Genomic DNA, 26,827 nt, shown 5'->3' with positions numbered 1-26,827 from the left:
CCGCCGATCCCGCCGAAGGCGATCGCCGAGATCCTGGAGCCGCACGCCGCCCAGGCGGCGCAGGCGCCGCGTCCGGCGGCGATCGTCCCCGAGCTGCCGCCGGATCATCCGCTCGAGCCGGGCACCCGTCCGCCGGGCCGGACCGCATCTCCGGCCGAACGGATCGCCGCCTCCGAGGATGCACTGAGCGAGCTTCCGGCCGGCAAGCGCGAGCCCGTCTCCACATCGAGCTTCATCGCCGCCGCCCGCCGTGCGGCGCAGGCTGCTGCGGCCGCCCAGCCGGTCGATGCCAAGAAGGCGAAGAAGGACAAGCCGAAGGAGAAGGCCAAGGAGCCACCGAAGGAGATCCCCAAGGAGCCGGCGAAGGCGAAGGTCAAGGAGAAACCGACCATCGCGCTCACCGCCGAGGGCGACGAGGAGGTCTCGACCATCGGCTCGAAGATCCGCTCGCTGCTGGTCGGCGCCAGCGTGGTCGTGATCGTGCTCGGCACCTTCAAGTTCGCGATGTCGCTGCTCGACACCGGCAGCACGCCGCCGCCCGTGACCTCGATGGAAAGCCAAAGCGAGCCGCCGCGCACGCAAATGCCGTCGACCTCGCCGAGCCTGGCGCCGCGGCCGTCGACGCCGGACCAGAGCGTGCCGTCGCTGACCTCGCCCACCCCGCTCGATCGTCAGTCCTACAACAAGGCGATGCCTTCCGAGGCGGAGACGATCGCGATGCTCGCCATCCCGCAGGACGCAGACCGGCAGGCGGCCGCGACCGGCGACATCACCGGAACGATCCCGACGGCCGCGAACGGTCAGAAGCTCGGTCTCGTCCAGGTGCCGGCGTCCGAAAAGCTGCCCGACGCCATCGGCGGCCCGGCCCTGCGCAATGCGGCCCTCAAGGGCGATCCGACTGCGGCCTACGAGGTCGGGGTCCGTCTCGCCGAAGGCAAGGGCGTCGCACCGAACTACGAGGAAGCCGCGAAATGGTATGACCGCGCGGCCCAGGCCGGGCTGATCCCCGCCGTATTCCGTCTCGGCACGTTCTACGAGAAGGGTCTCGGCGTGAAGAAGGACGCCGACATCGCGCGCCGCTATTATGTCGTCGCCGCCGAGCGCGGCAACGCCAAGGCGATGCACAATCTGGCCGTGCTCGATGCGGATGGCGGCGGCAAGGGTGCGAACTACAAGAGCGCGTCGCAGTGGTTCCGCAAGGCTGCCGAGCGCGGCGTCGCCGACAGCCAGTTCAACCTCGGCATTCTCTATGCCCGCGGCATCGGCGTGGAGCAGAACCTCGCCGAGTCCTACAAATGGTTCACGCTGGCTGCCGCGCAGGGCGATGCCGACGCTGGACGGAAGCGCGACGACGTCGCCAAGCGGCTCGATGCGCAGTCGCTGGCCGCCGCCAAGCTTGCGATCCAGACCTTCACGGTCGAGCCGCAGCCGGACGACGCCATCAACGTGCCGGCTCCCAACGGGGGCTGGGACGGCAACCAGGCGATCGCCAAGGCCGCCGCAGCCAAGGCCGCCTTGGCCAAGCGGGCGGCGGCGACAGCTCCGCGCTGATGCCATGAGTTCGCACGGCTCGCTGCCGCGAGCCGCTGCGATATCTCCACGACGCCTCTTGGTTGCGGGCACTTGCGCGCCATAGTCTCCTGCCTCAATACCGGGGGATCGGCGGGCATGCGCAACGGCCTGCGGCGTGGTGGGGAGTGAAGTGACGTGACATCCGACCAAGGCCAGCAGAACGGCGGGTCCTTTCGTCATTCGCCCACCGGCCCCCGGATCATGCCCCGGACGCAGCCGGATTTCACCGCACGGCCTCGCCCTCCCGTGCAGCAGGTGACGGACGGTTATCCGGCCCATTTTCGCTGGCGCAGGCTGGCATCGGTGATCTTCATCCTCGCGATCCTGGCCAGCGCAGGCATTCGCGCCTATCGCGACCTGTCGCGCCCCGATGCCTGGTCGTTCTGGAAGGATCAATACGTCTCGCCGAGCCTCTCCTCGACTCTGGTCGCGAATGCCGCGATCGGCGGGATCGGCACGGATCGTGCCGTGCTGGCCGTGAGCGGTCAGATCGGCCCGGCGGCAGCGGTCTGGCTGCGCGAGCGGATCGACGAGGCCCGCCTGAAGCGCGGCGATGTGGTTCTGTTGTCCTCGCCCGGCGGCAATCTCGAGCAGGGCGTCCTGATGGGCGAGATCATTCGCGCCCACGGCCTCGCCACCGCCGTCGGCGTGGTCGACAAGAATGATCGTATCCGTCCCGGCTTCTGCGCCAGCGCCTGCGTCTTCACCTTTGCCGGCGGCCAGACCCGCTACGGCCTCGACGGCTCGGCGCTTGGCGTCCACCGCTTCACCTCGAAGGCCGAGGGCGAGGACGCGGTCGCGGACACCCAGCGCGTCACCGGCGCGATCCTCGGCTATGTGACCCGGATGGGCGTCTCGTCGCAGGTCATCGAAGCCATGTCCGAAACCCGCAACATCCGCTGGCTGGAGCCGCAGGAGGCTGAGGCGATGAAGCTGGTCACGGCGCCGCTCAAGCCGCTCTGATCGGTTCGATCGGCAGATCACACGGCGCGAACGGCAATCTCTGGTCCCTTCGGCCACGGTTTTCGTTTATGCAGGACCGAAGCACCTGCTTCGCATGCGCGGGATGCTCCGGTTGAACGCTCGCAGGGCCGCGCGGATGCAGATCTATCTCCCGATCGCCGACCTCCCGGTCAACATCTTCCTGCTGCTGGCGATGGGTGCGGCGGTTGGCTTCGTCTCCGGCATGTTCGGGATCGGCGGCGGCTTCCTGATGACCCCGCTGCTGATCTTCGTCGGCATCACGCCGGCGGTCGCGGTCGCCTCGGTCTCCAGCCACATCGCCGCCTCCTCGTTCTCCGGCGCGCTGTCGTACTGGCGGCGGCGCGCCATCGATCCGTCGCTGGCCTCGGTGCTGATGATCGGCGGCGCGCTCGGCACCGCGCTCGGCGTCTCCACCTTCACTTTGCTGCGCTCGCTCGGCCAGCTCGACCTGATGATCGCGCTGTCCTATGTCGTCCTGCTCACGAGCGTCGGCGGCGTGATGTTCTGGGAGGGCCTGCGCGCGATGATGCGGGCCCGACAGGGCGCGGTTGCCACGGTGCGCCGTCCCGGCAGCCATGTCTGGGTCCATGGCCTCCCGCTGAAAATGCGCTTCAAGCGCTCCAAGATCTACGTCTCGGTCATTCCCGTGGTCGGCATCGGCCTCCTGATCGGCTTTCTCGGCGCCGTGATGGGCATCGGCGGCGGCTTCATCCTGGTGCCGCTGCTGATCTACCTGCTGCGCGTGCCGACCTCGACGGTGATCGGCACCTCGATGGTGCTGACGCTCGCCACCATGATGATCGCGACCATGCTGCATGCAATGAGCAATCATCTGGTCGACGCGGTGCTGGCGCTGATCCTGATGGTCGGCGGCGTCACCGGGGCGCAGTTCGGCGCCCGCGCCGGGCAGATGATCCGCGGCGAGCAGCTGCGGCTGCTGCTCGGACTGCTGATCCTCGCGGTCGGCATCCGCTTTGCCATCGAGCTGGTGATCCGGCCCGAGGACCTGTTCACGATCCGCGAGACCGAGGTGGGCCGATGACGCCGCTTCGCCTGATCGGCGCGCTCCTGCTGCTTGGCGTGGCAGGCATGGCGCCGGCGCAAGCCGAGCGACTGATCGTCTCGGTCTCCAATCACCGCGTCACGGTGACGCCGAACTATGCCGGCGAGGAGCTGGTGCTGTTCGGGTCGGTGGAGAAGGACGCGCAGACACCGCCGACACGCACGGCCTATGATCTCGTCGTCACCGTGCGCGGGCCGCGCGCCGACATGGTGACGCGGCGCAAGGAGCGCAAATTCGGCATCTGGATCAACACCGACTCCCGCCAGTTCCTGAAAGTCCCCGGCTATCTCGCGCTGTTCGCTAACCGGCCGTTCGATGCCATGGCCGCGGCCGAGGTGCAGCGGCGGCAGCAGCTCGGGCTCAACAACGTGCTGCTGACGCAGCGCGTCGGTCCGGACTATGCCGACGTGGTGCCCAACGACGTGTTCCGCAGCGCCTTCGTGCGATTGCAGTCGCAGCACGGCCTGTATCGCGAGGACACGTCGGCGGTGACGTTCCTGACTCCCACCTTGTTCCGCACCGGCATCCCGCTGCCTGCCGCAGTGCCGATCGGCACCTATGAGGTCGAGATCAAGCTGCTTGCCGACGGCGCCTTCGTCACCAAGACCGAGACCGCATTCGAAATCGTCAAGATCGGCTTCGAGCAGTTCGTGGCGAGCTCGGCGCGACAGAACGGGTTCGTCTACGGCCTCGTCACGACCGCGATGGCGCTGATGACGGGATGGATGGCCTCGATCGTGTTCCGGCGCGACTAGCCCACCGCTGCTAATCTCGGTCGCGTCGTATGGACGTGCAGACCCCACTGTCATCGTCCGCGCAGGCGATCCAGTACGCCGTGACAGCGCGATTCAATATCGGCCGCCGCGGAGTACTGGATGCTCCGCTTTCGCGGAGCATGACGGCGGTGGAGACAGTGAGAGCTCGAGCCGCCGGCATCAAACGCTCGTCTCACTCATCCGCCACGGCGAGATCAGCCCGCGAGCTCCGCCCTCACGCCCGGCTCCAGCAGCCGCAGCCGCGAACCGTAGCCGAGCGCATCGAACGTCTTGCGCAGGTCTTGCGCGCTCTGGCGGAAATGCGCCCAGCCGTCGGTGTGGACCGGCACGATCAGGGCCTCGGCAAACACCCGCGCCGTCTCGACCGTGTCGTTGGTGTCCATGGTCAAATGAAACGGCCCGCGCGTCTGCGCCGCCCCGGCGAAGGGCAGCACCACGCCCGGCTTGAACCGCCGCGCCACCTCGGCAACGCCGTCATAAAACACGGTGTCGCCGCTCACATAGATCGGCGTGCCTTGCTGCGGCTGCAGGACGAAGCCGATGACGTCGCCCGAGAGCGGCTCGATGCCGGCCGGGCCATGACGCGCCGGCGTGGCGGTGACCGTCAGCGTCCGGCCTCGCGCGCGCAGCTCGGTGGTTTGCCAGGGCGCAAGACCCTCGGCCGTCCCTCCGAGCCGCCTGGCGCCGGCTTCCGTCGTCAGCACGCGCGGCGCGCGGCTCAGAAAGCTCCGGCCGCCATGATCGAGATTGTCGGCGTGCTGATCATGGCTGAGCAGCACCGCATCGATCGCGCCGATCGCATCGGCTTTGAGCGCCGGCGCGGTCAGCTTCTCGAGCACGACATGCGGCAGCTCATACTGGCCCGGCTCATCAAAGGTCGGATCGGTCAGCAGGCGGAAACCGTCGATTTCGATCAAGGCGGTCGGGCCGCCGATCAAGGTGATCGCAACATTCATGCTGATGCTCCCAAGCTCCGCGCGGGTGCGCGCGTGACCAGATAGATGCCGATGGCGACGGGGATGACGCCGAGCAGGTCCTGCAGCGCGACATGCTCGCCCAGCACAAGGAAGGCGAAGATCATCGCCAGCGGCGGCATCACAAAGTGATAGGCGCTGGCCGCGGTCGCGCCACACACTTTAAGGAGATGGAACCAGAGCACATAGGCCAGGATCGAGCCGCCGAGCACGAGGAAGGCGAACGCGCCGATCAGCTGCGCATTCGGCACGACGTCGTGGACGCTCGAGATGTCCAAGGCCACAGGCCACAGCACGAGCCCGGCCGAGAGGTTCTGGATGCCGTTACCGACCCACAGGCTGCCGTTCGGCGCCAGCTGCTTGAACAGGATGGTGCCGGTGACGATCGAAGCGAGAGCTGCGAGCGTGTAGAGAATGCCCTGGAGATGATCGGTGCCGACTGACATGCGGTGCCAGACGATCATCGCGACGCCGATCGTGCCGAGCACAAGGCCCGCGACCTTGCGCAGGGTCAGCGGCTCGCCGAGCAGCAGCGCGGCAAACACGGCGGTGAATACCGGATTGGCCGAGACGATCAGGCCACCGAGCCCGGCCGACACGGTCTGCAGGCCGGTGTAGCCAAGGCCGAGATAGAGCGCGTTGTTGGCGATGCCGATGATGGCGAACACGGCCGCATCGCGCCAGCTCATGCGCAGCTCGCCTCTCACAGCCGGAACCACCAGGATCAGGACGCCGGCGAGCGAGAACCGCGCGGCGAGCAGCAGCAGCGGCGGGCAATACGTGACGCCGATCTTGCCGGCGACGAAGGCGAAGCTCCACAGCAGGCAGAACAGGCCGATTTCCAGCGGCAGCAGGTTCGACTTCATCGGGGTCACGGCAGCCGGAGATGAAACGGACGACATCGGCGGTCTCCTCTGCCGCTCGATGTAGGGCTGTTCTTTCCCATTTGGAAATTAAATGATAGACTGAAACTCAGTGGAATTTCGAATGGAGGTTCCCGATGCTCGATCTGGAGCTGTTGCGCAGCTTCGTCTCGGTGGTCGAGGCCGGCGGCTTCACCCGGGCGGGCGAGCGCGTCCACCGCACGCAATCGACCGTCAGCCAGCAGATCCGGCGGCTGGAGGACGATCTCGGCCAGACACTGCTCAACCGTGACGGCCGCGAGGTGACGCCGACCGAAGCCGGCGAGCGGCTGCTGTCCTACGCCCGCCGCCTGCTGACGCTCGCGGAAGAAGCGCGCGACGTGGTGGCGAGGCCCGGCCCTGCCGGCGCGGTGAAGCTCGGCATTCCCGAGGATTTCGCCGCCTACCGGCTCGCAAAGCTGCTCGCGGCGTTCTCGCGCGCGCATCCCGATCTGAGACTCGACGTGCGCGCCGATCAGAGCCTGAACCTGAAGCGCGACATCGAGCGCGGCGATCTCGATCTCGCGCTGCTCAAGCGCGGCGTCGACGACACCAGGGCGGCGATCGCCGCCTGGCCCGAGCAGGTCTATTGGGTGACGAGCAAGAGCCACCCGGTCAACCTCAACAGCACCTCGCTGCCGCTGATCGGCTTTCCGCTCGGCTGCCTGTATCGCAGCCGGGCGATCCATGCGCTGGAAAGCAACGGGCGCGCCTGGCACATGGCCTACACGTCGTCGAGCCTCGCCGGCATCCAGGCCGCGGTCGCGGCCGGCATGGGGCTGAGCATCCTCTCGGAGATGGCGGTGCAGGCGGACCATCGCGTGCTCACGGCCCGCGAGGGCTTCGCGCCGATCGACCGCACCGAGGTCGCCCTCGTTGCCTCGCCGGCCGCAAGCCCGGCGACGCTGCGGCTGGCCGACCGGCTGGCGGAGTTCTGCGAGAAGGTGCAGGCGAAGGCGGCGTAGCCGATTGCGAAAGATAGCGTGTTCCCGCTCGCGAGCGCTGGAAGGAGCCATCTCCTACCGCTCCTACGGCGCGATGAGCCGACGCCACGGGCGCCCCTGTTGATGAGTTACTCCGTCATGCCCGGGCTTGACCCGGGCATCCATCCTTTCTCGAAAGAAGATGGATGGCCGGGTCAAGCCCGGCCATGACGATGTGAGAACAGGGCAAGCACATCAGAGAGCGTCAGCGCCCGTGCGAGAGAGGGTACAATCGAGGTCCAGACGCGTTGATCGTCTCGAGCGATCGATCCTCGATCGAACTAATAACACCTTGCCGCAGCGATGCTGTGCAGCCTTGTGTCGCCGAGCACATGCGCAACGAACGCGCGCTTCGGGAACAGCTTCGCGAACGCCGCGTCGCGCACGCTCAGGCCGCCGGCATAGGCGCCGAAGGCCGGCATCACCGCGCGCTCGCCATCGGAGACGAAGCAGCGGCGCTCGAGGGTGCGCGCCCGCGTCGCGACGCGCGCCTTGGGATGCAGATGGCCGGCGATCTCGCCGTGCGCCCCGGTCGGCTCGTGGCGGAACGTCACCGCATGAATCGTGATCTCATCGGCGACATCGCCGCCGATGCCGTACGGCGCGGGATCGTGGTTGCCGGTGATCCAGATCCAGTCGCGGCCGACCTGCAGGTTGGCGATGCAGGCGCGGTCGTCGCCGGTGAGGCGGGTATGCGCGTCGCGGTCATGGAAGCTGTCGCCGAGCGCGACCACGGTGCGCGGATCATAGTGCGCGATCACCGCTTCGAGCCGGCGCAGAGTCGCCACCGTATCGAACGGCGGCAGCAGCGTGCCGCGCGAGGCGTAGCTCGAACCCTTTTCCAGATGCAGGTCGGAGACGACGAGCAGGCGCTGCTCGTCCCAGATCAAGGCGCCCGACAGATCGGCGCGCAGCGTGATGCCCGCGATCTCCATCGTGCCCGATGAGGAGAATGTCGTCCCCCGCAACTCCGCCTCGCCTTTCGCTCGATCATGATACGATTCCACAGAATCGCATCATGATCTGATCCCTTTGTTTGCGCATGATCTTTTCGGAAAACCGGTTCCCACTTTTCCGGATCATTCGCTACCCCATCGCCTCCTTCACGAGTTCCTCGGCGGCTTCCGCCAGGAGCTCGTCGGCGGCCTCGCCATAGACCGATTCCCGGCCGATTTCCAGCATCACCGGCACCGCCAGAGGCGAGACGCGATCGAGCGGGCGATGGGTGATTCGGCCCTCGATTCGCGTCAGCATATCACCGAGGCGGCGCAGATCGAGCAGGCCGGTGGCGGCATCGGCGCGCGCGGCGCGCAACAGCATGTGATCGGGCTGATGCCGGCGCAGCACGTCGTAGACGAGATCGGTCGAGAACAGCACCTGGCGGCGGCTCTTCTCCTCGCCGGTGAAGCGGCGCGGGATCAGCCCGGAGATGATGGCGCAGGACCGGAACGTGCGCTTCATCAATGCGGATTCCGCGAGCCACGCCTCGAGATCGTCGCCGAGCATGTCCGGATCGAACAGCGAGGCGAGATCGAGCCGGCCTTGGCTCACCATATGCGACATGTCGCCGAGGCCCCACACCGCGAGCGCATATTCATTGGCGACGAAGCCGAGCGGCCGGGCGCGGGCGCGCTCCAGCCGCCGCGTCAGCAGCATGCCGAGCGTCTGATGCGCGAGCCGGCCCTCGAACGGATAGCAGACGAGATAGTGCTTGTTGGAACGCGGAAACGTCTCGACCAGCAGCTCGCGCCGCGCCGGAATGCGCGACACGTCTTCCTGCAGCGCCAGCCAGTCGCGCACCTGCTCCGGCAATTGCATCCATGCCCTGGTATCGTCGAGCAGGCCACGGACGCGCTCGGCGAGATAGGTCGAGAGCGGAAACTTGCCGCCCATGTAGGACGGCACTTTTGGATCGGCGTCGTTGGCGCGCGACACATAGACCTGATCCTCGGCGAGCGCCTCGTAGCGCACGATCTCGCCGCCGAACACGAAAGTGTCGCCGGGCGTCAGACCCTCGATGAAATACTCCTCGATCTCGCCGAGCAGCCGGCCGCCGCGCGCGATTGCGCCGGTGGTGCCCCCCTTGGCGCCGCTGCGCGAACGCACCAGGCGCACCTTGAGCATTGCCTCCTCGACGATGGTGCCGACGTTCAAGCGGTAGGTCTGCCGCACCTTCGGGTTGGCGACGCGCCAGGCGCCTTTCGCATCCTGCTTGATGCGCGCGAAGCGCTCATAGGTCTTCAGCGCGTAGCCGCCCGACGCAACGAAGTCGACGACGTCGTCGAAATCGCTGCGCGACAGCTGCGCATAAGGGGCGGCGGTGATCACCTCCGCGTAGAGCTGATCGCTGAGGAACGGATCGCCACAGGCGCAGCCGAGCACGTGCTGCGCCAGCACATCGAGCGCGCCGGTGCGCAGCGGCGGCGTGTCCTGCGCATTGTCGGCGATCGCGTCGATCGCGACCGAGCATTCCAGCACCTCGAAGCGATTGGCCGGCACCAGCACCGCGCGTGAGGCTTCGTCGAGCCGGTGGTTGGCGCGGCCGATGCGCTGCATCAGCCGCGAGCAGCCCTTGGGCGCGCCAACATTGATGACGAGATCGACGTCGCCCCAGTCGACGCCGAGGTCGAGCGAGGAAGTGCAGACCACGCCGCGCAATTTGCCGGCCGCCATCGCGTCCTCGACCTTGCGGCGCTGGGCAACATCGAGCGAGCCGTGATGCAGGGCGATGGCGAGGTTGTCGTCGTTGATGCGCCAGAAATCCTGGAACAGCATCTCGGCCTGGCTGCGGGTGTTGACGAACACCAGCGTGGTCTTGTTGGTCTTGATGAGCTCGTACATCTCGGCCAGCGCATGCCGCGCGGTGTGGCCGGCCCAGGGCAGCCGCTCGCTCGTGTCGAGCATCTCCACGACGGGCTGCGCCGCGCCGCCGGCCAGGACGATGTCGGCCGCGGCCACGGCGCCCTCGGGCTGCGGCATCAGGAAGCGGGCCAGCTGCTCGGGCTCGGCCACCGTCGCGGAGAGGCCGATCATCCGCATCCCGGGCGCGAGCCGCCACAGCCGCGCCAGCCCGAGCGACAGGAGATCGCCGCGCTTGGAGGTCACCAGCGCATGCAGCTCGTCGAGCACGACGCGCTTGAGCGAAGAGAACAGGAACGGCGCGTCGGCGGACGACAGCAGCAGCGCGAGCTGCTCGGGCGTCGTCAGCAGGATGTCCGGCGGATAACGCCGCTGCCGCTGCTTGCGCGAGGCCGGCGTGTCGCCGGTGCGGGTCTCGACCTTGATCGGCAGCCCCATCTCCGAGATCGGCGCGTCCAGATTGCGCGCGATGTCGACCGCGAGCGCCTTCAGCGGAGAGATGTAGAGCGTGTGCAGGCCGGCGGGGCGGGCGAGAGATCGCGCGGCTGGCTTCTCGTCCAGCTCGACCAGAGTCGGCAGGAACCCTGCCAGCGTCTTGCCGGCTCCGGTCGGCGCGATCAGCAGCGCGGAGCGCTGCGCACGCGCCTTGTCCAGCAGCGCCAGCTGATGCGCACGCGGCGCCCAGCCGCGCGCGGCGAACCATCGCGTGAAATGGTCGGGCAGCGCGGGGCTGTCGTCAGCCGGGACTGGTCGAATGCGGGGCGGCACCGGGGGAAGGTAGGCAGTCGGTCGCCCTTCGTCGAGGGCGGGATGGCTGCCTCAGCGGCAATGGCTATCGCCCCCGAGGGACGGGGGGGGGGCATCAGCGCCTCCTCAAACACCGCTGTCGTCCCTGCGAACGCAGGGACCCATAACCACCGGCCGCGCTGAGACGATGACTGGCAGTTATGCCTCAACGATAGATTCCGCGGTATGGGTCCCTGCGTTCGCAGGGACGACACCGGAGAGTGCAGCCACATCTCCGGTGTCATCATCCAACGGGAGGAAGCCCCCTACTCCGTCATCGGCTTCTCGGAGATGCTCCAGTCCTTGCCGTCGAAGATCGAGATGTAGAGCGTCTTCATCGGCGTGTAGTCGTCCGGCGTGTAGGCGTAGTTGACGCCGTTGAGGAAGAACGGCGAGTGGAAGCCGGCCAAGGTGGTGGCGTGCTTGAGCACGTTCTCGCGGGTCAGCGTGTCGCCGCAGCGGCGCAGGATCTCGCCCATCGACACCGCCTGGCCGTAGCCCGCATAGGCGATGGTGTTGTCGGGATCGATGTTGGGCAGATACTTCGCGCGCAAGGCCTCGAAACCCTTCACATCCGGATCGTCCTTCCATTGCGGCACGCCGGCATCCTTCGAGTAGCGGATGGCGACGATGTCCTTGGCGTTCTCGAGTCCGGCGGCCGAGAGGATCGAGCGCCCTGTCGAGCCGGCCGACAGCAGCTGCAGCGGCTTCCAGCCGAGCTCGGCCACTTTCCGGATCGACTGCGACGTCGCCTTGCCGGTGGTGATGTTGTAGAACACGTCGGCGCCCGACTTCGACAGATTGATCAGCTGCGAGTCGACCGTCGGCTCGGTGAGATCATAGGTCTGCTCCATGATCACCTGGGCCTTGCCGCCGGCGTCCGCCAGCACCTTCTTGAACGGACCTAAGAAGTCGCGGCCGAAATCGTCGTTCTGATAGAGGATGCCGATCTTGGCTTCCGGCTTCACGCTCAGCACGTGCTTGGCGAGGATTCGCGCCTCGGTCGGATATAGCGGCAGGCCGGCCATGGTCCATTTGTAGTTCTTCGGATCGTTCCACTTCGAGGCGCCGGTGTTGAGCAGCAGCTGCGGCACGCCCTTGGAGTTGAGGTATTTGTGCACGGCGGTCTGCGGCGCGGTGCCGAGCGATCCATACAGCGCCAGCACCTCGTCCTGCTCGACCAGGCGCCGCGTCGCCTCGACGCATTTCGGCGCGCTATAGGCATCGTCCATCGTCAGGAACTTGACCTTGCGTCCGTTGATGCCGCCCTGCTCGTTGAGCATCTGGAAATAGGCTTCGCCGACACGGCCGAGCACGCCATAGAGCGAGCCGGGTCCGGAATGCGGAATGGTCTGGCCGATCTTGATCTCGGTGTCGCTGGCGCCGGCGTCATATTTCTTCTCGGCCGCCCAGACGTAAGGCGAGGCGATGGTCGAGGCACCGATGGTCGCGAGCGCGGTGGCGCAGAAATCGCGCCGCGTCAGAGTCTTTTTCATTTGTTGTCTCTCCCTAGACGACCGGCATTTTTTGGCATCGGGAGACGCGCGGCAAGAGCGAAGTTGCCGCATTGAGCGCCGCGTGCAGCGCATTCAATAGCGTGTAGACTCAAGTCCGGGCGGCGACCACCGCAAGTCCACGGACCGGGGCTTGATCTTCGGTGCGCGGCGAGGCCGGTTCGAGATGCTTGAGCTGCAATCCGGCCGAGGCGATGATGCCGCGGACATATTCCGCGCCGTGGGCATAGCGCAGCCCCTTGCCCATGATCACCCCGTCGCCGTCATGCGTCTCGACGGTGAAGGCCAGCAGCCCGCCCGGCATCAGGACACGATGCGCCTCGGCGATCACCGGCGCGAGATCGCCGACATAGACCATCGCGTCGGCGGCGAGCACGAGGTCGGTTGACGCGTCCGGCTGCCGTTGCAGGCCGGCCGTCATGTCATCGACCTCGAGCGCGGCGTAGAGCCCGGTGGCGCGCGCCTCGGCGATCATGCCCGCGGACAGGTCGATGCCGATGAAGCTGTCGACGTTCCCAGCAAATGCCGCCGCGCCGAGGCCGGTGCCGCAGCCGAGATCGATCGCACGCTTGAAAAAAGCCGGCTTCCTCTCGGCCGCGCGGACCGCGAGCACTGCCTTGAACAGGATGTTCGGCGCCCGGTAGTTGAGCCGCTCGATCAGCTCGGCCTCGAACCGCGGCGCATATTGATCGAACAGCGACTGCACATAGGCCTTCGGCATGTCGGTGAGCGGCGCGGCGCCGAGCTGCATCAGCCGTACGCCGGCGCCGTGCCGGTCATCCGGATCCGCGGCCCGCGCGTTCTGGAACGCGGCGACCGCCTTGTCGGTTTCGCCGAGCGCGATCCTGATCTGTCCCAGCTCGAACCATGCCGAGGCGAAGTTCGGCGCGACCTCGATGGCCTGCTCCATCACCTCGGCAGCCGCCGCCAGATCGCCCTTCAATCGCAGGTCGCGGGCGAACTCGTAGCGGCGGTCGGCGATCAGGTCGCCGGAGGAGAGGAAGAAACGGTGGGGCATGCTGGAACCGTGGTCTGGGCGGGCTGTCATTCCAGGAGATGGATGCGCGGGTCAAGCCCGCGCATGACGAGCGGAGCGTGGGACCGGCTGAATTTTCCATCGCGAGACCTATATGACCCCCATGCGTCCTCAAGACATCCTGCTGCCCGTTCCCTCCGGCCTGTGCTGCAAGTCCGGCGGCTTCCATATCGATCCCGTCCGCCCGGTCGAGCGGGCGCTGATCACGCATGGCCATTCCGACCACGCGCGCGCCGGCCACGGCGCCGTACTCGCGACGCAGGAAACGCTGGACATCATGCGGCTGCGCTATGGCGAGAATTTTGCCGGTACCACGCAGGCGATCCGCTATGGCGAGGAGATCAAGCTCGGCGACGTCACTGTGAGCTTTCATCCCGCCGGACACGTGTTGGGCTCGGCGCAGATCAAAGTGTCCTCCGGCGGCACCTGCATCGTCGCGTCCGGCGACTACAAGGATGCGCGCGATCCGACCTGCGCGCCGTTCGAGCTGGTGCAATGCGACGTCTTCATCACCGAGGCGACGTTCGGCCTGCCCGTGTTCCGCCACGGCGATACGGCGCTGGAAGTGAACAAGCTGCTGGCCTCGGTGGCGCTGTTTCCCGACCGCGCGCATCTTGTCGGCGCCTACTCGCTCGGCAAGGCGCAGCGCGTCATCGCGCTGATCCGCGAGGCCGGCTACGATCAGCCGATCTACCTGCATGGCGCGATGGAGAAGATCACGCGCTACTATCAGGAGAAAGGCATCCCGCTCGGCGAGCTGCGGCCGGTGAAGGGCGTCAAGAAGGCCGAGCTCGCCGGCACCATCACCCTGGCGCCGCCGAGCGCGACCTCCGATCTGTGGACGCGACGCTTTCCCGATCCGGTCACCGCCTTCGCCTCGGGCTGGATGCGGGTGCGCGCCCGGGCGCGACAGCGCGGCGTCGAGCTGCCGCTGGTGATATCGGATCATGCCGACTGGGACGGGCTCACCGCGACCATCGCGGCGACCGGCGCCGGCGAGGTGTGGGTGACGCACGGCCAGGAGGATGCGCTGGTGCATTGGTGCCAGAGCAAGGGGCTTGCGGCGCGGCCGCTCGATCTCGTCGGCTATGGCGACGAGGAGGAGAGCGAGGTGGCGGCCACGGAGGAGTCCGAGGCATGAACCGCTTCGCCGAGCTGCTCGACCGCCTCGCCTATGAGCCCGGCCGCAACAACAAGCTGCGCCTGCTGACGTCGTACTTCCGCGAGGTCGAGGACCCCGACCGCGGCTACGCATTGGGCGCGCTGACCGGCGCGCTGTCGTTCAAGCACGCCAAGCCGGCGCTGATCCGCGACCTCATCGCTGCCCGCACCGATCCGGTGCTGTTCGCGCTGTCGTATGATTATGTCGGCGATCTCTCAGAGACCGTCGCGCTGATGTGGCCGAGGGGGGCTCCTCATCAGCAGCTCGTATCCGGGCACCCCCCTCCCCATCCCTCCCCCACAAGGGGGGAGGAAGCGCAGTTGCGTGCGGAGCTGGCACTTCAGGCGACATCGACGACATACAGCACGAGCGTTCTTCCATCCGAGCACCCGGCTCTCACCGTTCCCTCCCCCCTTGTGGGGGAGGGTCAGGGAGGGGGGTCCCCCACGGATGGTCTCTCAAACCAGCCCCCGTCGGGCCACAACAACCCACCCCCGCCGACGCTCACCGAGGTCGTCATCACCCTCCGCACGCTCGGCAAGACCGAGATGCCGAAGCAGCTCGCGCGCTGGCTCGACGAGCTCGACGAGACCGGGCGCTGGGCGCTGCTGAAGCTCGTCACCGGCGCACTTCGCATCGGCATCTCCGCGCGCCTCGCCAAGACCGCCGCCGCGGCGCTCGGCGACAAGGACCCGCACGAGGTCGAGCTGATCTGGCCGGGCCTCGCGCCACCTTACCTCGACCTGTTCGCCTGGCTTGAAGGCCGCGGCGACAAGCCGGTCAATCGCGATCCGGCGCCGTTCCGGCCCGTCATGCTGGCGCATGCCGTCGAGGATAGCGACTTCGCCAACATGGATGCGACCGACTACATCGCTGAATGGAAATGGGACGGCATCCGCGTGCAGGCGGTGAGCGGCCGCGAGGCCGATGGCCGCATGGTGACACGGCTGTATTCGCGCAGCGGCGAGGACATCACCGCAAGCTTCCCCGACCTGTTGCCCTCGCTGCATCTGCCGGGCGCGCTCGATGGCGAGCTGCTGGTGGTGCGCGATCACCGCGTGCAGAGCTTCAACGTGCTGCAGCAGCGGCTGAACCGCAAAACGGTGTCGCCGAAGCTGATGAAGGAATATCCGATCCACCTGCGCGCCTACGACCTGCTCGGCGACGAAGAAAGCGATCTGCGTGAGCTGCCGTTTGAAGAGCGGCGCGCGAAGCTTGAGGGGTTCATCCAGCGCCTGGACGATCCGCGGGTCGACCTGTCGCCTACAATTGCTTTCGCCACCTGGGACGAGCTGAGGGCTGCCCGCGCCAATCCCGCCTCGGCCGGTGCCGGCGATGACGCCGAAGCGGTGGAGGGCGTCATGCTGAAGCGGCGCGACGCGCTGTATCTGCCGGGTCGGCCGAAGGGGCAATGGTGGAAGTGGAAGCACGACCCGCATATCATCGACGCGGTGCTGATGTATGCGCAGCGCGGCCACGGCAAGCGCTCGTCCTACTATTCCGACTACACGTTCGGTGTGTGGACGGCGGGTGAGGCCGGCGATCAACTCGTGCCGGTCGGCAAGGCGTATTTCGGCTTCACCGACGAGGAGCTGCTGCAGATCGATCGCTTCGTCCGCCGCAACACCACGGAAAAATTCGGCCCCGTCCGCCACGTCGTGCACGAGCCCGAGCAGGGGCTGGTGCTGGAGGTCGCGTTCGAAGGTCTGCAGAAATCGCCGCGGCACAAATCCGGTATTGCGATGCGCTTCCCGCGCATCAACCGCCTGCGCTGGGACAAGCCGCCGCGCGACGCCGACCGACTGGAGACGCTGGAGCGCATGCTGAAGAGCGAGGCGGCGGGGTGACGAGAGCTTGCTTCTTCGGCTCAAGGTGCTTGACGATCTAAGACTCGTCATGCCCGGGCTTGACCCGGGCATCCCGCTCAGGACGATGGATGGCCGGGTCAAGCCCGGCCATCACGACGGTAGATGGAATCGACACGCAGCAAAGCATCGGCAGCGCCGGAACATTAAATGCCAGTAACCCGCTTGCGGCGCCGAGCCGGGTTCCCCACCTGCCCTGCCGTGCTTTATAGTCGGCCTCGCGAATCCGAAGAACCCGCCTGGAGACGATGACATGTCGAACGACATCAGGGACTATCCCCGCGCCCGCAGCTCGGATGGTCTGTATCGGTTTCTCGGCGGCTCGCCCGTCGCGGTGGCGTTCCGGCTGATCCTGCTGTCGATCCTGGTCGGCGTGGTGCTGTCGGCGATCGGCTTCGATCCGCTGAACATCCTCTACAGCATCCGGCTGCTGTTCATCCGTCTCTACGAGCTCGGCTTCGACGCCTTCAACTGGCTGTGGCGCTACTTCCTGCTCGGCGCCGTGATCGTGATCCCGGTCTGGTTCCTGTCGCGGCTGTTTGCCCCGCGCGGGCGATGAGAGGACCCAGCCGATGCAGCTCCGCTTCGTCGGCTGCGGTGACGCGTTCGGGTCCGGCGGCAGATTCAACACCTGCTTCCATGTCACGGGGGCGCACTTCAACTTGCTGATCGACTGCGGTGCCTCGTCGCTGCCGGCGCTGAAACAGCTCGGCATCGCGTGCAACGATGTCGACCTGATCCTGATCACGCATTTCCACGGCGATCATTTCGCGGGGCTGCCCTTTCTGCTGCTCGACGCGCAGTTCTCGCGGCGGACACGGCCGCTGGTGATCGCCGGCCCGGCGGGCATCGCGGCCCGGCTGACGCAGGTGATGGAGGCACTGTTCGAGCATTCGTCGACAACGCCGCGCAAGTTCGAGCTGTCGGTGATCGAGCTGGTGCCCGAGGAGACGACGCGTTTCGGGGAGGTCAGCGTGACGCCGTTCGCGGTCGTGCACGGCAACTCGGGCGGGCCATTTCTCGGCTACCGGATCGAAGCCGAGGGCAAGATCGTCGCGTACACGGCCGACACCGAATGGACAGATCGCCTGATCCCGCTCGGCCGCGATGCCGACCTGTTCATCGCCGAGGCTTACACGTTCGACAAACCCGTGAAGAACCATCTCAGCCTCGCCGCGCTCGAAGCGCATCTCGGCGAGATCAGGCCGAAGCGGCTGGTGCTCACCCACATGAGCGAAGACATGCTGCGGCGAGCGGCGACCCTGCCACATGCGGCGGCGCATGACGGTATGATGATTGATCTATAGCTTCATACCCGGCATGGCCGCTATGTTCAGCGCAGACCGGGACTGAATCCGCCGCAGCAGCGCGCCGGATCGGACCGGCAGAGCGGGCGAGCATTCCATTGCATTCACCGGGACCGAAAGCGCCGGCTGTCACGACCGCGCAGGTGTTCAGCATCGCAGGTCCGGCGATGATCGCCAACCTGACGACGCCGCTGATCGGCATCGTCTCGACCACCGCGATCGGCCGGCTCGGCGAGGCCGCGATGCTCGGTGGCGTCGCGATGGCCTCGGTCATCTTCGACTGCCTGTTCTGGCTGTTCGCCTTCCTGCGGGCCAGCACGCTCGCCTTCACCGCGCAATCGCTCGGCGCCGGCGAGACGGACGAGATACGGATGGTGCTGATCCGCGGGTTGGCGCTGGCCGCACTGATCGGCGTTGCGTTGATCATCCTGCAGCTGCCGCTGGCCGCCGGCATTTTTGCGCTCATGGGCGGCAGCGACGCCGTACTCGGCGCGGCCCGGACCTATTTCACGGTGCGGATCTGGTCGGCGCCGTTCGCGCTCGCGAACTACGTGCTGCTTGGCTGGCTGGTCGGCTTGGCCCGTGCAAGGCTGGCGCTTGGCGTTCAGGTCGCGATCAATCTGATCAACATGGCGGCGACCATCCTGCTGGTGCAGGTGCTGGAGGCAGGCATTGCCGGCGCAGCGATCGCCGCCCTGATCGCAGAAGCCGTCGGTGTCGCGATCGGCCTCCTGCTGGCGCGCCGCCTTGTCGAGACCACGAGCGGCCTGTCGCTGCCGCTGCTGCTCGATCGCGCCAAGCTGATGCACATGATGGCCGTGAACCGCGACATCATGATCCGCACCGCGGCAATGATCGTCGCCTTCCTGTTCTTCACCTCGCAAGGCGCGCGCGCCGGCGACACCACACTCGCGGCCAACGCCGTGCTGAACAATTTTCTGCTGGTGGCCGCGTTTTTCCTCGACGGGCTCGCCAATGCCGCCGAGCAGCTGTGCGGCTACGCGTTCGGCGCCCGCAGCCGAGGCGCCTTCGCCGGCGCCACAAGGCTGGTGCTCGGCTGGGGCTTCGGCTTCGCCATCGGCGTCGCCGCGATCTTCGTGCTGTTTGGACCTGACCTGATCGACGTGATGACGGCGAGCCCTGCTGTGCGCAGCGCGGCGCGCGACTACCTGCCGTTCGTCGTGGCCTCGCCGCTGCTGTCGGTGTTCGCGTTCGCGTTCGACGGCGTCTATATCGGCGCCACCTGGGCGCGCGACATGCGCAATCTGATGATCGCCGCGCTGACCGTCTTCCTCGGCGTCTGGCTGGCGCTGCGCAATTTCGGCAACACCGGCCTATGGATTGCCCTGCTCAGCTTCTACGCCGTCCGCGGCGGCTTCCAGGCCGCACGCTATCCGGCGCTGCTGAGGATGTCGTTCGGGAAGAGCCCGGCTCTACCGACAAGTTAAGCTGTCAGCATCCGCGAAAGCGGATGATCCAGTACGCCGTGCCGTCTCGAGTCAACAACCGCCGCCGCGGCGTACTGGATCCCCGCCTGCGCGGGGATGACAGGAGAATGCAGGGCAGATGAACTAAACCGGCCAATCCTCGGCCGTGATGGTCGCCGCATCGGCGCCGACGATCTCGGACAGGGATTCGCGGCCCGTGCGCAGCAAGGTCGAGGTCAGATCGGCCTTGATGCTCTCCACCAGGCCGAGGCCCTTATAGACAAGCGAGGAGTACAGCTGGATCAGGCTGGCGCCGGCGCGGATCTTGGTCAGGGCGGCGCCGCCGGTATCGATGCCGCCGACGCCGATCAGCGGAAAGGCGCCCTCGACGCGCACGAAGGTCTCGGCGACCATGCGGGTCGACAGCCGGAACAGCGGCCGACCCGAGAGGCCGCCCTGCTCCTTGGCGCGCAGCTGCTCGCGCAGACTGTTGGGACGCGCGAGCGTCGTGTTCGACACGATCATGCCGTCGACGCCCCGCGAGCGCGCGACGTGGACGACGTCGTCGAGCTCGGCGAGGCTGAGATCGGGCGCGATCTTGAGCAGCACCGGGGTGTCGCCCGCCTTGCGCCGGACGCGGTCGCGCGCCTCCAGCACCTTGGACAGGAGCTCGTCGAGCTGGGAGGCCTGCTGCAGATTGCGCAAGCCGGGCGTGTTCGGCGAGGAGATGTTGACGGTGAAATAGCTCGCGACCGGCGCGAAGGTCTCGATCAGGCGGACGTAGTCGGCGACGCGATCGGCAGAATCCTTGTTGGCCCCGACATTGACGCCGACGATGCCACCCTGGCTCGCGCGCCCGGCAAGCCGGCGCAGCACGATCTCGGCGCCGTCATTGTTGAAGCCCATGCGGTTGATCACGGCCTCATCGCGTTCGAGGCGGAACAGGCGCGGCCGCGGGTTGCCGCTCTGCGGCCTGGGGGTGACTGAGCCGATCTCGACGAAGCCAAAGCCGAGCCGCAGCAGCGCATCGGGCACCTCGGCATTCTTGTCGAAGCCGGCGGCCATGCCGACCGGATTGGGGAAGTTGAGACCGAAGGCGCGGACTGCGAGCTTGGCGTCGTCCGCCCGCGGCTTGACGGCGGGCAAGAGCTTCAGGCCCTGGATCGCGAGCCGGTGCGCATCCTCGGCGTCGAGCCAGCGGAGCAACGGCAGCGAGAGCTGATCGAAGGCGCGGATCACGGCTGAAGTTCCGGGATGTCGTGGCCGCCATCGGCACGGCTGTGCATCTGGTGAACGGCGGTGACGGCGCCGAGATCGAGCTCGCCATAGAGATGCGGGAACAGCTCATCGTTGCGCGAACGCTCCCAGCGCAGCCCGTTGCCCAGCGCGTCCGCCTCGACCTCGACCAGGAACAGCGCGCTCTGCCCGAAGAAATGCTTCCGGGCGGTTTCCACCACCTGTGACGCGGTGGAAAAATGGATGAAGCCGTCGCGCAGATCGTCGGCGCTGCCGCGATACACGCCCTGCCGCTCAGCCTCGCGCCAGGCCGAAGCGGAGCAGATTTTGTAGATTTTGGGCACCTTCGCGCGGTCCTGGTTTCGAGCTTGAGTTTGCTGACGTTTTCGGGATGCCGTGGACCGTATCGGCAGGGGGCTTTGAACTCAAGCCTCGTGTGCCCGGCGGCGGTTGCGCCGGAACCCGCACTGGTTGTCCCGCTTCACCACAGGTTTTCCTGGATGCAGCAGGCTCCCTCAGTAAGGATTAACGGAATTGGGCTTTCCTCAGCGTCGCGATTCGCCTCGCGCCTCCGGCGCTGATGGGCCGCATTGTTTGCCTGCATCACACGTGACCTTTGGAGATTGCCATGGACCGCCGCAACGTTTTGAAGGCCCTTGCGGGGCTCGCCCTCTGTCCCGTCTGCGCCCAGCCGGGCTTCGCCGCCGAAGGCGCGCCGCATTGGAGCTATGAAGGCGCCACCGGACCGGCCAAGTGGGGCGACCTCGACGCCGCCAACAAGGTGTGCAGCGTCGGCAACCAGCAATCGCCGATCGACATCGAGAACCCGATGCGAACCCGGCTGCCCGACTTCAAGCTCTCCTGGGGCAAGACCGCCGATACCATCGTCAACAACGGTCACACGATCCAGCTCAACTTCGCCGACGGCAGCGGCACGCTCAAGCTCGGCGATACCAACTACAAGCTGCTGCAGGTGCATTTCCATCGGCCGAGCGAGCACCAGATCGGCGGCAAGAACTATCCGATGGAGGCGCATTTCGTCCACCGCGCCGCCTCCGGCGGCCTGGCGGTGCTCGGCGTGCTCATGACCACCGGCCGTCCGAATGCCACCTTCTCGCAGATCGTGGCGACGATGCCGGACAAGGAAGGTCCCGCGGTCAAGGCCGATCCACGCATCAATCCCAACATGATGCTGCCGAACCGGCGCTCCTACTATCGCTACGCCGGCTCGCTGACGACGCCGCCCTGCTCCGAGGTGGTGGAGTGGCTGCTGTTGAGCGACCCGATCCAGGTGGCGGAAGCCGATGTCGCGAAATTCGCCAAGCTGTATCCGATGAACGCCCGTCCGGTGCAAAAGCTCGACCGCCGCTTCGTTCTGCAGGGCGTGTAGTTCGCCCGGCTTCAGCTACTTCAGCTCGAGGCAGCCACCCAGCACTCCGCGGTCGTCCCGGCCTTGAGCCGGGACCCAAACCGCGGAATGCTGATTGGTTTGGACGGTGGCAAAGATCTTCCGCCAAACTTGAGCCGGTGGTTATGGGTCCCGGCTCAAGGCCGGGACGACACCGTTTGTGTGATGACCAGCGCGGGCCTTACGCGCTACGCGCCAGCGCGCCGTCGATCATCGCCACGGCATTGCTGATGCCGTACACGGCCACGAAGGAGCCGAACCGCGGGCCCTTCTCCTGGCCGAGCAGCACCTGGTAGAGCATGTTGAACCAGTCGAGCGACACGCCGGGCCGGCCGTCCTTGCCCTTCTTGACGTGGTCGAGGAACGGCTCGCGGCGGCCGATCTCGTAGACCACGTTCTGGATGTCCTCGGCCGAGGCCTCCGCAGGCAGGTTGGACAGCGCATCGCGCAGGTCCTGCAGCGCGACGCGCTCGCCCTCGGTCGGTTCGCGGAACGTCTTGGTCGGCGCGACGAAGTCGCGATAGTAGTTGATGGCGTAGCCGACCATCGCGTCGAGCTTGGGATGCGTCTGCGGCGTCACGCCCGGGCGGTAGCGGCCGATGAAGCCCCACAAGGTCTCGGCATTCTCCGCGTTCGACGATGACACCAGCGTCAGCAGCAGCTGGAAGGTCACCGGCATGTCGGCCTTCGGCGGCTGGCCGGAATGAATGTGCCAGACGGGATTGCCGAGCTGCTGCTTGGCGTCCTGCCTGGGAAAACCCTCGAGGAACTGCTGATAGTCGTCGACGTTGCGCGGGATGACGTCGAAATACATCCGCTTCGCCGCCTTGGGCTCGCGATACATGAACAGCGACAGCGATTCCGGCGAAGCGTAGCGCAGCCACTCGTCGATGGTCAGGCCGTTGCCCTTCGACTTCGAGATCTTCTGGCCCTTCTCGTCGAGGAACAGCTCGTAGTTGAAGCCCTCCGGCGGCGTGCCGCCGAGCGCCGCGCAGATCTTGCCCGACAGCTTGACCGAATCGATCAGGTCCTTGCCGGCCATTTCATAGTCGACGCCGAGCGCGAACCAGCGCATCGCCCAGTCCGGCTTCCATTGCAGCTTGCAATGGCCGCCGGTGACCGGAACGGTCACGCGCTCCTTGGTCTCGGGATCGTCATAGGAGATCGTGCCGGCCTTGGCGTCGTGCTCGACGATCGGCACGTACAGCACGAGTCCGGTGCGCGGGCAGATCGGGAGAAACGGCGAGTAGCTCGCCGCGCGCTCCTCGCGGAGCGACGGCAGCATGATCGCCATGACCTTCTCCAGCCGCTCCAGCATGCGCAACAGCGCCGCGTCGAACTTGCCGGAAGTGTAGTAGTCGGTCGAGGAGGCGAATTCGTACTCGAAGCCGAATCTGTCGAGGAAGGCGCGCAGCCGGGCATTGTTGTGCGCGGCGAACGACGGATACTCATTGGAAAATGGATCGGGGATGCGCGACAGCGGCTTGCCGAGATGGCTCGCCAGCATCTCCTTGTTCGGCACGTTGTCCGGCACCTTGCGCAGGCCGTCCATGTCGTCGGAGAACGCGATCAGCCGCGTCTTGATCTTGTCCTCGGTCAGCACGCGGAAGGCGTGGCGCACCATCGTGGTGCGCGCAACCTCGCCGAAGGTACCGATATGCGGCAGGCCGGACGGGCCGTAACCGGTCTCGAACAGCACCTCGTCCTTCGGGGTTTTCTTCAGCCGGTTGACGATCGCCTTCGCCTGCTCGAACGGCCAGGCATTGGAGTTCTCGGCGAGCGCGCGCAGGTCGCTCGGGCTGGGCAGGACGAGATCGATCGTGGACATTGTGAAAAAGACTTCTCCGAAGACGTCAGTGCAAACAGCGGTCATGATACGCGTCATTCCGGGGCGATGCGAAGCATCGAACCCGGAATCTCGAGATTCCGGGTTCGCGTCTTCGACGCGCCCCGGAACGACCGCAAACGCTAGAACGGGCTGATCGAGAAATAGCGCAGCCACAGGTCGGTGTAGCGGCCTTTTTCCCAAACCCGGAACAGCGCCCAGTTCAGGGCCTGGCGCAAGAGATCGTTGCCCTTGCGAACCCCGATCCCGACGCCCTCGCCGAAATAGCGGCTTTCGACGAAAGGTCCACCGGAAAACGCGCAGCAATCGGCTGAATCAGTCCCGTTGACCCAGAACGCGAGCGAAATGCCGTCGCCGAAGATCAGGTCGACCTCGGCCCGGCGCAGCGCCTGGCGCAGCGCGTCGTCGTTGGGATAGGGCTTGATCTCGGCGTCGGTGAACATCGCCTTGAGGTAGGCCTCATGAGCGGTGCCGGCGACCGCGCCGATCTTCTTCCCCTCCAGCAGCTCGGGGCGGATCTCGGCCATGACCGCGTCGCGGCGCGACACGAAGCGCGCCGGCGCCCGGTAATAGGGGTCGGAGAAATCCAGCCGCGCCCGCATCTGCGGCGTCACCGCCATCGAGGCGATGATCGCATCGCCGCGGTTCGAGGTCAGCGCGTCGATCAGGGTCTCGAAACGGCGCATCTGGACGGTGCAGGTGACCTTGATCTCGTCGCAGAGCGCCCGCGCCAGGTCGACGTTGAAGCCGGCGGGATTGCCGTCCGGGCCGGTGAAGTTGAACGGCGGATAGTCGGTCTCGGTCAGGAAGCGAATCACCGTTAGGCGCGACAGATCGGGCCGCTCGGGGCGGCGGCGCGGATCCCAGAAGCCGGGAACGGCCTGCGGCGCCGCCTCGACGGCGGGCCTGACCGGCGCCTGGGCGCGCGCGTCCGAACCGGCGGCAGCCAAGCCCACGGTAAGCAGCGCGGCCGTAAGCGCGGCGCGTGCCGGGCGGATCAATCGGAGGCGTGGTGACAGGGCGGTCGGCATCAGCGGTCCCGAGGGTTAGCGCGCCTTATAGACCATCCCGGCGCAAATTCGAGGCTGGAGTGCGCTGCCTGGTCGCCGCCTCGGGCTAAGCGTTAATGCGCTCAGAGGTATTTCTTCAGGTCCGCCGCGGCTTCCTCAGGTGTCCGCTTCAGGTTGAAAGGCGCAACGAACTTGCCGTTGCGGTCCATCAGATAGACCAGCGCGGTGTGGTCCATGGTGTAGTCGCCGTCCTTGAGCGGAACCTTCTTGGCGTAGACCCGGTACTCGGTGAGCACCTTGGCCAGCACCTCGGGATCGCCGGTCAGGCCCTTGAGGCGCGGATCGAAGCTCGCGAGATAGTCCTTCATCGTCGCCGGATTGTCGCGCTCGGGATCGACCGAGATGAAGTAGGCGTTCACGCCGTCGGCGTCCTTGCCCATCGCGCGCAGCACCTCGGAGATCTCGAACAGCGAGGTCGGGCAGACGTCGGGGCAATGGGTGAAGCCGAAGAAGATCAGGCTCGGCCGGCCCTCGAGGCTTTTCTCGGTGACGACGGCGCCGGTCTGGTCGGTGAGCTGGAACGGCCCGCCGATCGCGGCTGGCGCGGCGATGTTGCGGCCGCCGCCGCCCATGATCAGGAACATCAGCGACAGGCCGATCACCAGGCTGGCCGCAAAGGCTCCGACGATCACCAGCGGACGGGTGGCATTGGCGGGCATGCCGTATTCCTTATCTCTGTCTCAGAAGCAGGCGCTGAAGCCGGCTGCGATCATCTCGAAGAACACCGCGGTCCCGTACTTCGCCCACAGCATTCCGGCGCCGGCCATGAGCACGACGCCGACGCCCCCGGCCGCCATCGCCAGCGCAGAGGCCAGACGACGACCGGAGGCAGATGACATGTCTTGCGGCGCTGAAAGCGGCTGCATGATGGCGTGCTCATCCAGCGGGTCACTGGCCCGAAATGGCACAAGCCATGGCCCGTCTTGACCCTTGAGATAGGCCTCGCCGGCGGGCGAGGCAAGCGCCGAGACGCCTGCGGCGGTCACACCTGCGAAGCTCGCCCAACGGGCTCTAAGGACGCCCCCTGGGACGACCGGGGGGATCAGTGCGCGGCGGAGGCCTTGGCGGCGGCCGGGGAGATTGCCGGAGCGTTGGGAGCGACCTGCGGCGCCGACGGCGAGGAGGCCTGGGCGTCCATGTAGCAGGGCTTGTACATCGCCTGCAGTTCCTTGCCCTTCAGGAAGATCATCCGCGGCGTCAGGCCGCCGCGCTGCGAGATCCAGCGTCGGATCTGCGACGGATACATCGAGTAGAGCATCTGCGTCGCCTCCGGATTGGTGACGGCGCGGCCGTTGGCCCCGAAATCCCAGGCGGCGTGGAAGCCGAGATTGGCATGCGAGGTGACGCAGATCTTGTCGTGGGGAACGGCACCGAGCACGATGGTGCAGGCGGAAGCGCACAGGCCGTCGATGATCACATATTCGCCGGAGGATCGCAGGCCCTGGTATTTGTCCACATAGGTGCCGATCCGGCCACCACGGTCGTCGGCGATCCGGACCACGGCCTGGCTCGCGCCGACCCCCGACAGCAAGAGAACAACCGCGAGCAACCCCGTCCAGAATTTCATGTCGAGCCCCAGTTCAACCCGGCGAAACCGATCTGACCGACTTTGATACACGTCCCTTGGGACACGTCGTGTGTGATGCGTGTGATGCTTTGGACTGCGAAGGGACCTTGCAATCACGAGCCCTCCCCAGAACCGGAACGCGAAAGCCAAATCCAAATCGCGCATGCAGCGTGTTGCGAGATCGTGTTTTTGTCCAGGACGGCGCAGCAGCGCGAACCAAATTCAGGGCAAGTGTTGCAAGGCCGCTGCACCAGCGGTTGCCGCCGCGCAGATATCGCCTCACCCTGGTTCCGAGCATGGCCATCGCGCCACGAGCGCGGCCAGAGGCCGGCATGATTCGCCCGCCAGCGCGGCTTTCGCATCACGGCAGCGCAGCAAAGCCCGTGGAATCACGGACACCTAGGCCACAGTGCTCCGCCGGCCCTCTCGGCGGCAGATCAGCATGGCGGATGCGCCGGACGCAGACGGACGATGAGGCACAAATCCGAAA

Annotated in this window: 24 protein-coding genes; 11 read left to right on the top strand and 13 right to left on the bottom strand. The window is 66.6% G+C overall.

All coding sequences use genetic code 11. The features are described 5' to 3' along the window. From BRAO375_RS05060 to BRAO375_RS05045, 4 genes are all read left to right on the top strand, one after another. Window positions 1-1,551, top strand: a 1,551-nt coding sequence (locus tag BRAO375_RS05060; protein ID WP_035638997.1) for a tetratricopeptide repeat protein, incomplete at its 5' end; no start/stop codon positions are given. A 156-nt stretch (window positions 1,552-1,707) separates the two neighbouring features. Further along, window positions 1,708-2,535: a COG3904 family protein gene (locus tag BRAO375_RS05055; protein WP_009026375.1), complete on the top strand. Its 828-nt coding sequence runs from the start codon at window positions 1,708-1,710 to the stop codon at window positions 2,533-2,535. A 136-nt stretch (window positions 2,536-2,671) separates the two neighbouring features. Then, window positions 2,672-3,598 carry a sulfite exporter TauE/SafE family protein gene (locus BRAO375_RS05050; RefSeq protein ID WP_009026374.1) on the top strand — a complete coding sequence of 309 codons (927 nt, stop codon included), beginning with the start codon at window positions 2,672-2,674 and terminating at the stop codon, window positions 3,596-3,598. Next, window positions 3,595-4,374: a TIGR02186 family protein gene (locus BRAO375_RS05045; protein ID WP_009026373.1), complete on the top strand. Its 780-nt coding sequence runs from the start codon at window positions 3,595-3,597 to the stop codon at window positions 4,372-4,374. Before BRAO375_RS05050 ends, BRAO375_RS05045 begins: the two co-directional genes overlap by 4 nt. 215 nt (window positions 4,375-4,589) lie before the next feature. Here the strand turns inward: BRAO375_RS05045 and BRAO375_RS05040 are convergent, their stop codons facing one another. Together BRAO375_RS05040 and BRAO375_RS05035 are read right to left on the bottom strand one after the other, a co-directional pair. Continuing rightward, a complete protein-coding gene (locus tag BRAO375_RS05040) occupies window positions 4,590-5,351 on the bottom strand; it encodes an MBL fold metallo-hydrolase (RefSeq protein ID WP_009026372.1) in 762 nt (253 codons plus the stop codon). Further along, a complete protein-coding gene (locus BRAO375_RS05035; RefSeq protein ID WP_009026371.1) occupies window positions 5,348-6,271 on the bottom strand; it encodes a DMT family transporter in 924 nt (307 codons plus the stop codon). The genes BRAO375_RS05040 and BRAO375_RS05035 overlap by 4 nt, the downstream gene beginning before the upstream one ends. A 98-nt stretch (window positions 6,272-6,369) precedes the next feature. Here BRAO375_RS05035 and BRAO375_RS05030 point away from each other — a divergent pair, with 98 nt between their 5' ends. Beyond that, complete coding sequence (locus BRAO375_RS05030; protein ID WP_009026370.1) at window positions 6,370-7,236, top strand: LysR family transcriptional regulator; 867 nt, start codon at window positions 6,370-6,372, stop codon at window positions 7,234-7,236. A 299-nt stretch (window positions 7,237-7,535) separates the two neighbouring features. On the opposite strand, the gene pdeM is transcribed toward BRAO375_RS05030, so the two are convergent. The 4 genes from pdeM to BRAO375_RS05010 all read right to left on the bottom strand — a co-directional run bounded on the left by pdeM (window position 7,536) and on the right by BRAO375_RS05010 (window position 13,431). Continuing rightward, window positions 7,536-8,222, bottom strand: coding sequence for a ligase-associated DNA damage response endonuclease PdeM (pdeM, locus tag BRAO375_RS05025; protein ID WP_009026369.1), 687 nt, complete (start codon window positions 8,220-8,222; stop codon window positions 7,536-7,538). A 118-nt stretch (window positions 8,223-8,340) separates the two neighbouring features. Then, window positions 8,341-10,881 carry a ligase-associated DNA damage response DEXH box helicase gene (locus tag BRAO375_RS05020; protein ID WP_009026368.1) on the bottom strand — a complete coding sequence of 847 codons (2,541 nt, stop codon included), beginning with the start codon at window positions 10,879-10,881 and terminating at the stop codon, window positions 8,341-8,343. Between the two features lie 284 nt (window positions 10,882-11,165). Further along, on the bottom strand, window positions 11,166-12,395 hold the full coding sequence (locus BRAO375_RS05015; protein WP_009026367.1) for an ABC transporter substrate-binding protein: 1,230 nt from the start codon (window positions 12,393-12,395) through the stop codon (window positions 11,166-11,168). A 109-nt stretch (window positions 12,396-12,504) separates the two neighbouring features. Next, window positions 12,505-13,431, bottom strand: coding sequence for a class I SAM-dependent DNA methyltransferase (locus BRAO375_RS05010; RefSeq protein ID WP_009026366.1), 927 nt, complete (start codon window positions 13,429-13,431; stop codon window positions 12,505-12,507). Between the two features lie 112 nt (window positions 13,432-13,543). On the opposite strand from BRAO375_RS05010, the gene BRAO375_RS05005 reads away from it, so the two are divergent. From BRAO375_RS05005 to BRAO375_RS04985, 5 genes are all read left to right on the top strand, one after another. Beyond that, window positions 13,544-14,590: a ligase-associated DNA damage response exonuclease gene (locus BRAO375_RS05005; RefSeq protein WP_009026365.1), complete on the top strand. Its 1,047-nt coding sequence runs from the start codon at window positions 13,544-13,546 to the stop codon at window positions 14,588-14,590. Continuing rightward, window positions 14,587-16,458: an ATP-dependent DNA ligase gene (locus BRAO375_RS05000; RefSeq protein ID WP_009026364.1), complete on the top strand. Its 1,872-nt coding sequence runs from the start codon at window positions 14,587-14,589 to the stop codon at window positions 16,456-16,458. Before BRAO375_RS05005 ends, BRAO375_RS05000 begins: the two co-directional genes overlap by 4 nt. 271 nt (window positions 16,459-16,729) lie before the next feature. Beyond that, window positions 16,730-17,035, top strand: coding sequence for a DUF6460 domain-containing protein (locus tag BRAO375_RS04995; protein WP_009026363.1), 306 nt, complete (start codon window positions 16,730-16,732; stop codon window positions 17,033-17,035). 13 nt (window positions 17,036-17,048) lie between these two features. Next, window positions 17,049-17,783 (top strand): MBL fold metallo-hydrolase, encoded by a 735-nt coding sequence (locus tag BRAO375_RS04990; RefSeq protein WP_035638991.1) that lies wholly within the window; start codon window positions 17,049-17,051, stop codon window positions 17,781-17,783. Window positions 17,784-17,926: 143 nt separating this feature from the next. Beyond that, the gene (locus BRAO375_RS04985) at window positions 17,927-19,231 is read left to right on the top strand and encodes an MATE family efflux transporter (protein ID WP_009026361.1); all 1,305 of its coding nucleotides are present in this window, start codon (window positions 17,927-17,929) and stop codon (window positions 19,229-19,231) included. 123 nt (window positions 19,232-19,354) lie between these two features. Here the strand turns inward: BRAO375_RS04985 and BRAO375_RS04980 are convergent, their stop codons facing one another. Beyond that, entirely contained in the window at window positions 19,355-20,449 is a 1,095-nt protein-coding gene (locus BRAO375_RS04980) for a quinone-dependent dihydroorotate dehydrogenase (RefSeq protein WP_009026360.1), read from the bottom strand. After that, entirely contained in the window at window positions 20,446-20,790 is a 345-nt protein-coding gene (locus BRAO375_RS04975) for a DUF952 domain-containing protein (protein WP_009026359.1), read from the bottom strand. Before BRAO375_RS04975 ends, BRAO375_RS04980 begins: the two co-directional genes overlap by 4 nt. 284 nt (window positions 20,791-21,074) lie before the next feature. On the opposite strand from BRAO375_RS04975, the gene BRAO375_RS04970 reads away from it, so the two are divergent. Beyond that, a complete protein-coding gene (locus BRAO375_RS04970; protein WP_009026358.1) occupies window positions 21,075-21,836 on the top strand; it encodes a carbonic anhydrase in 762 nt (253 codons plus the stop codon). Between the two features lie 199 nt (window positions 21,837-22,035). Here the strand turns inward: BRAO375_RS04970 and BRAO375_RS04965 are convergent, their stop codons facing one another. The 5 genes from BRAO375_RS04965 to BRAO375_RS04945 all read right to left on the bottom strand — a co-directional run bounded on the left by BRAO375_RS04965 (window position 22,036) and on the right by BRAO375_RS04945 (window position 26,337). Beyond that, window positions 22,036-23,682 carry a lysine--tRNA ligase gene (locus BRAO375_RS04965; protein ID WP_009026357.1) on the bottom strand — a complete coding sequence of 549 codons (1,647 nt, stop codon included), beginning with the start codon at window positions 23,680-23,682 and terminating at the stop codon, window positions 22,036-22,038. Window positions 23,683-23,822: 140 nt separating this feature from the next. Then, a complete protein-coding gene (locus BRAO375_RS04960) occupies window positions 23,823-24,731 on the bottom strand; it encodes an ABC transporter substrate-binding protein (protein ID WP_009026356.1) in 909 nt (302 codons plus the stop codon). A gap of 101 nt (window positions 24,732-24,832) precedes the next feature. Next, on the bottom strand, window positions 24,833-25,429 hold the full coding sequence (locus tag BRAO375_RS04955) for an SCO family protein (protein ID WP_009026355.1): 597 nt from the start codon (window positions 25,427-25,429) through the stop codon (window positions 24,833-24,835). Between the two features lie 21 nt (window positions 25,430-25,450). Beyond that, on the bottom strand, window positions 25,451-25,756 hold the full coding sequence (locus BRAO375_RS38950; protein ID WP_349545398.1) for a hypothetical protein: 306 nt from the start codon (window positions 25,754-25,756) through the stop codon (window positions 25,451-25,453). A 56-nt stretch (window positions 25,757-25,812) separates the two neighbouring features. After that, window positions 25,813-26,337 (bottom strand): hypothetical protein, encoded by a 525-nt coding sequence (locus BRAO375_RS04945; RefSeq protein ID WP_009026353.1) that lies wholly within the window; start codon window positions 26,335-26,337, stop codon window positions 25,813-25,815. Window positions 26,338-26,827 lie beyond the last annotated feature (490 nt).

The sequence above is a fragment of the Bradyrhizobium sp. ORS 375 genome, from assembly GCF_000239775.1.
Lineage (GTDB): Bacteria > Pseudomonadota > Alphaproteobacteria > Rhizobiales > Xanthobacteraceae > Bradyrhizobium.
Note: the sequence above shows the minus strand (reverse complement) of the source record. Positions and strands in the feature narration are given on the sequence as shown.